General features: G+C 68.3%; 6 protein-coding genes and 1 rRNA gene. 4 read left to right on the top strand and 3 right to left on the bottom strand.

Features of this window, described 5'->3' with window-relative positions:
* The first annotated feature begins 813 nt into the window (after positions 1-813).
* The 3 genes from VIM26_RS06565 (at position 814) to VIM26_RS06555 (ending at position 1,770) form a co-directional block, all read left to right on the top strand.
* Complete coding sequence (locus VIM26_RS06565) at positions 814-1,284, top strand: hypothetical protein (RefSeq protein WP_331949549.1); 471 nt, start codon at positions 814-816, stop codon at positions 1,282-1,284.
* Positions 1,256-1,393, top strand: a complete 138-nt coding sequence (locus tag VIM26_RS06560) for a hypothetical protein (protein WP_331949548.1) — start codon at positions 1,256-1,258, stop codon at positions 1,391-1,393. Before VIM26_RS06565 ends, VIM26_RS06560 begins: the two co-directional genes overlap by 29 nt.
* 68 nt (positions 1,394-1,461) lie before the next feature.
* Entirely contained in the window at positions 1,462-1,770 is a 309-nt protein-coding gene (locus VIM26_RS06555) for a hypothetical protein (protein WP_331949547.1), read from the top strand.
* A 76-nt stretch (positions 1,771-1,846) separates the two neighbouring features.
* Here the strand turns inward: VIM26_RS06555 and VIM26_RS06550 are convergent, their stop codons facing one another.
* Both VIM26_RS06550 and VIM26_RS06545 read right to left on the bottom strand, forming a co-directional pair.
* Positions 1,847-2,875: a PIG-L family deacetylase gene (locus tag VIM26_RS06550; RefSeq protein ID WP_331949546.1), complete on the bottom strand. Its 1,029-nt coding sequence runs from the start codon at positions 2,873-2,875 to the stop codon at positions 1,847-1,849.
* 188 nt (positions 2,876-3,063) lie between these two features.
* Positions 3,064-3,951 carry a universal stress protein gene (locus tag VIM26_RS06545; protein ID WP_331949545.1) on the bottom strand — a complete coding sequence of 296 codons (888 nt, stop codon included), beginning with the start codon at positions 3,949-3,951 and terminating at the stop codon, positions 3,064-3,066.
* Between the two features lie 207 nt (positions 3,952-4,158).
* Here VIM26_RS06545 and VIM26_RS06540 point away from each other — a divergent pair, with 207 nt between their 5' ends.
* Complete coding sequence (locus VIM26_RS06540) at positions 4,159-4,623, top strand: hypothetical protein (RefSeq protein ID WP_331949544.1); 465 nt, start codon at positions 4,159-4,161, stop codon at positions 4,621-4,623.
* A 413-nt stretch (positions 4,624-5,036) separates the two neighbouring features.
* Here the strand turns inward: VIM26_RS06540 and rrf are convergent.
* Positions 5,037-5,153: ribosomal RNA gene (gene rrf / locus VIM26_RS06535) — 5S ribosomal RNA — on the bottom strand.
* Between the last annotated feature and the right edge of the window lie 14 nt (positions 5,154-5,167).

Here is a 5,167-nt window from a genome sequence, read left to right as displayed (position 1 = left end):
CATAATGGCATCGACTACTTGGCACGCTGTTGAGTTCTCAAGGAACGAACGCGCATCGCTTTGCGGCCTTCCGACCGGGCTGCGAGGCAACCGTTCTAATCTAGCGGACCGACTCCATTAAATCAATTCCACCGAAACCGGCGAGAACCAATCCAACAACAATGCTCCGACCCATAACCTGACAAAGAAAATACAGGCATCGAAACGCCTGAACTATCCTACCAGGGGTGGTCACCTTCCGGGAACGGCCTCCATCTTTCGCTTCTCAGCGATGCGGTGTCCGTTTCTCCCTGCTGGGCAACAACGTGAACACTACGCAACCCCCCGATGAACCGTCAAATCTCAGAGACGTGTCGGGCGTCACCGACGAGAGCGCCTGACCAGCCAGTCCACCACCGACGAATCAAGCGGGTCCACCTCGACGGGGACGCGGTCGCAGGCTCCACCGCGAGGTGGCGCAACGTGGTTCGAGGCCCGGGACCAGGCGCCGCTGCGCCGTCGACGACGCGAGCCGGTGGATCGCACCAATCCCCCGCGGCGGCTCGCCGTCGACCGATACGTTCACGGCGAGGCGACGACGACGTCGTGCTCGCCATCGGCAGCAGTCCGTGCCTGCCGGCTCGACGGAAGGGCTCCGACGATGCATCCGATGACGCCGGACGACGCGCGAGCAGGGGAAGAGATCCAGCGCTGGAAGGAGGCCCGCAAGCACCGACTGCTGCGAAGAATGGCTGTGTCAACGTGAATTGGCCCCAGGGTGACAGAGCCAGAAGAATCGTTCCGGCGTCACTTCGCTCCCGGTCAGCTCAGATCGTGGGCGCCACGAGAGAGCGACTCGAGAGCGTCCCCTGGGTGGAGCAGTTCGGGCAGTTGTTCCTCACGGCACCGACCGGAATCGGCGACCTGGCGGGACGCACCGCCGCGGCGAGCATCCGAGACGGCTCGGTGATCAAGGGCTACTGCAAGGCCGGCCACGAGCTCGACAACCTCGCGGACATCCGCAACCTGAACCTCCGGGACATCCGCGTGGTCATGCCCCGGCTTGACCTGGCCAACACCTCGGCGGCGATGGTCGAGGGTGCTGCGGCCGGGTTCGTCGTCGCCGGCGGAGAGCTCGTCAAACCGGGCAGCACGACGACTCTGTGCACATCGCCGAGATCATCGACGCCGAGCTCGTGGCGGGGCGTCAATCACCAGCGAACCCTTCAACCGAAGACCACGAAGCACCACCGACCTCCGAACAAGGAGAACCACGATGACAGAAACCATTGGTCGCCTCGGTAAGTTGCCCGCGGTGCACGATCCCCGCACCCTTCGGCTCGCGGACTACCTCACCGATGTTCTGCCGGTACCCGCGCCCGCGGCGCGCTGGACCCGGCGGGTCCACGACTGAGAGATGCTCGGCAACGACCAGTATGGGGACTGCGTGCTCGCCGGCGCGCTCCACATGGTGCAGGAAACGTGGGACTGGCCCTACCCGCCAGCGCCCAGGGCCAGCGCGTGTGGTCCGTTCCCCCGGGCGGACCGGTCGGGGACGGCGCCCCGGGCAGCTGGGGCGGTCACTGCGCGCCGATCATCGCGTACTCGCCGCACTCGTTGACCTGCGTGACCTGGGGTGGCCTCACCCGGATGACCTGGGAGTTCTTCGCCACCTACTGCGACGAGGGGTACGCCGTGCTGAGCCAGGACTGGCTGTACGCCGAGAAGGTCGCGCCGAACGGATTCGACCTCACGACGTTGGAGCATGACCTGACCGCCGTCACCCACTGACCCTGCGATTGCGCCGGCGGGCGCGAGCCTCGCGCTGCACGAGCGGGCTCGCGCCGATCGGCGTCGTTGTCGTGGGTCACCAGGACCTCGGTGGTCGACCGGTGCTCGCCGTCGTCGGCACGGAGTCGGTGACGTACTCGCGGGCGAGCCGCAATGACGCCACCACGTCGGCCGCGCACCACAGCTTCAGGCACATCATTGGGTCGTGCAACGCGTAGGCCTGGAAGGCGGCGCGCTTCGACGCCAGATCGACGCCCGTCACGTTCGGATCGCGGACCCAGCTCGGATAGCCCGCGTAGGCGAACATGGTGTGCGGCGAGCGGTAGCCCTGATCCGCGAGCCGCGTGTACAGGGCGGCGGCCGTGTGATCGGCGTTGTCGCCGGTGCCGAACGAGACCGTCCAGTCCTGCGCTCGCAGCGTGGTTGGCCGGAAGTCCGTCATCAGCTCGGTCAGCGTCGTGGCCAGCGTGGCGGACGTGTAGACCGCCGAGCCGTCGACGGCGGCAATCGAGCCGATCGAGCCGTTCCACAGCCTCATCAGGGACTGGTGGCCGTACCGGATCATTCCGGTGCCTCGCCGGTTCCCATCGGGCAGTCGCATGAAAACGAGCGAGATGTTGGGGGCCGCGGTCAGGGTGCGCATCAGGATCGAGTGCCCGGACACCCTGGCGTCGGACGCAGCCCAGGAGTCGGCGACGCCGGCCATCTTCGCGTAGGCGGCCAGGCTCCCGCGCTCACGGCTGGACCAGTACGCCCTGCCCTTCGCCGCGTCGCCGGTCGTGAGGAAGACCGTTCGCACGGAGCGCCCGCCCTGCACGTCATGCAGCAGATCGGGACTCTGGAAGAGCAGGTCATCGTCCTCGTGCGCCACGATCTGCATCGCCCCGCCCGCGCGCCCCTGCGCGGATGACTCGGCCGCGGACGCCGGCCGGAGGCCCTCCGGCAGTGCGCCCGCAAGGACGAGCGACGAGCCGAGGAGGACCACGAGCGCCCGGACGGCCCCGGCCTTCCAGGTGGTCACAGCACTGCCGAACGGGGTCCTCCGGCCGCGACGAGACGCGTTTGAGCGAGCGTGCGGCACCGCCTCGACCGCGTCGGTGGTCATGCCACCCACGGTGGCACAACTAACCTGAAAGCAACCTGAATACCGGGCGGTCTGTGCGTCACCTTCGGAAGATCACAGCAGATCCCCGACGGGCCGGTCGGACCTGCCCGTCGTCAGGACCCCTGCCTCCGCAGATGCTCCGATCGCGCCGGCGGGCGCGAACCTGGCTCTCCACGAGCAGGCTCGCGTCAGTCAGTGTCGTTGTCGTGGATCACCAGGACCGTGGCGGTCGCGTTCCGGACGACCTCGCGGCTGACCGCACCGATCAGCATTCCGCGGAAGGCCCCGAGCCCGCGGGATCCGACGACGACGACGCGGGCCGCGCGCTCCGGATCGACAAGGGCGAGCACCGGGTCGGCGTACACCACCTCGAGGCGAACGTCGAGGTCGGGGTTCTCGCGGCGCAGCGAGGCCACCACCTCGTTGGCGGGCTGCTGGCTGGCGTCGTCGGCATCGACCGGCGCGTCCGCGCCCAGGGCGACCACGGGCATGCCGCGGGTGTACAGGTCGGCGATCCTCTCCCGAGCGTGCAGGACGACGAGCGGTGCCTTGCGCAGCGCCGCCTCACGGACTGCGACGTCCGCCGCGGTGAGCGACGACGCGGAACCGTCCACCCCCACCACGACCGGCACGTCGGGCGCGCCGTCGTCCGCGCCGCGGACCACTGCGACGGGGCAACGGGCGTGCGCGGCGAGGTGTGTGCTGACAGAGCCGATCCGGGCGCGTCCGGCGGGGCCGCCCGCGCCGACGACGAGGAGCTGGGCCTGCTCGCTCAGGCGGCGAAGCTCGGGCACCGCCGCCCCGTGCAGCACCCGCGCCTCGATCTTCAGGGCAGGGTGCCGGGCACTCTCGTGCTCGAGCTGGTCGGCCAGGTACCCCTTGGCCTCGAGCTCGAGACCGAAGCCGCCGTCCAGCGGGTACCAACCGGCACCGGGAGTCTCGAACGGCTCCTGATACGCCCGGGCGAGCACGACGTCCGCGCCCCGCAGGGTCGCCTCCGCCAATCCCCACTCCAGGGTCGTGGCGCTGTGCTCCGCGCCGTCCAAGGCGATGACTACCGGACCATCGATGCGCATGGAAACCTCCTCGACGAGGATGCCGGGGCGCGGCGAAAGCCACGCTCTCCCCTTCACTATGGCGTCGATCGGGGTAACGCCGCCCGGGTATTTCGTCCTTCCAGACTGCCCATCGGGCAGGCCCACGAGCGACGGAACGTGTTTACTCGAAGTGAGCCGCGACCCGCGCCGGTCGTGGTCGTCGACGACGTTCTCGAGGAGGTCACCATGCCAACTCCCCCGGCCCCGCGCCTCACGGTGCTGGCGCGGAAGACCGGCTATCTCATCTCGGCCGGGGTCAACGCGTTTCTCCTGGTCCTCGTGAACTACCGCCCCGGTTGGGTGGTACTGCCGTTCCTGACTGCGAGCTTCGTCGAGGTGCTCTGGCTGATCAACCTGACCCTGATCGCCGGCGTCGCGACCAATCTCGCCTACGTGGCGTACGAACCGGCCTGGTTCACGTCGGTCGGCAAGCTCGTCGTGACCGCGATCGGCCTGGCGGCGGCCGTCTCCCTGTTCCGGGTGTTTCCGTTCGGCTTCATGGCCTACACGTTCGAATGGGCTGTCGTGGTGCGGGTACTGCTGGTGCTCGCCGTCATCGGCTCGATCGTCGCGATCCTGATCGAGCTAGTCTGGCTGGTCGGTGGCGGGGCCAGGATCCACGACCACCGCCAGCACCCGTCGCATCCGTGACGTCCGATCGCCACGCGCCTCGACGACGGCCGTTTTTGGGAAGCATGTGTGCGCGGGGCGCACCGAATCTTCCGAATCGTGAGCTGTCGGAGCCGATCGGGCCGGGCCCGGCTGCCAGGCCGAGACTGGCCGACGTGTCGGGCTGAGCAGGTGGGCCGAGCCTGTCCGGCGGGCCAGATTGGGCGGCGCGGGCGGCCGGCATCGGGGTTTTGGGAAGGATACGTGCGCGGCGCAGACCGAATCTTCCGAATCCCGAGCTCTCGGAGCCCGGTCGCGAGCGCCGGCGGGTGGCAGCGACCGGGATTGGGAAGGATATGTGCGTGGGACGGACCGATTCTTCCGGAACTTGGGCTGTCGGGGTTTGGGGACGACAAAGAGCCACCCCTTTCGGGGTGGCTCTTTGTGTAATGGTTGTCCGGCGGCGACCTACTCTCCCACACAGTCTCCCGTGCAGTACCATCGGCGCGGAGGGGCTTAGCTTCCGGGTTCGGAATGGGACCGGGCGTTTCCCCCTCGCTATGACCGCCGTAACTCTATGGAGATA

The organism is Pengzhenrongella sp., from assembly GCF_036565025.1.
In the GTDB taxonomy this organism is placed as follows: domain Bacteria; phylum Actinomycetota; class Actinomycetes; order Actinomycetales; family Cellulomonadaceae; genus Pengzhenrongella.
Note: the sequence above shows the minus strand (reverse complement) of the source record. Positions and strands in the feature narration are given on the sequence as shown.

Coding starts and splice junctions, on each gene's coding strand:
- VIM26_RS06560 (WP_331949548.1), top strand. CDS start 1,256: ATGACAGAAACCATTGGTCGCCTCGGTAAGTTGCCCGCGGTGCACGAT.
- VIM26_RS06550 (WP_331949546.1), bottom strand. CDS start 2,875: ATGACCACCGACGCGGTCGAGGCGGTGCCGCACGCTCGCTCAAACGCG.
- VIM26_RS06540 (WP_331949544.1), top strand. CDS start 4,159: ATGCCAACTCCCCCGGCCCCGCGCCTCACGGTGCTGGCGCGGAAGACC.
- VIM26_RS06545 (WP_331949545.1), bottom strand. CDS start 3,951: ATGCGCATCGATGGTCCGGTAGTCATCGCCTTGGACGGCGCGGAGCAC.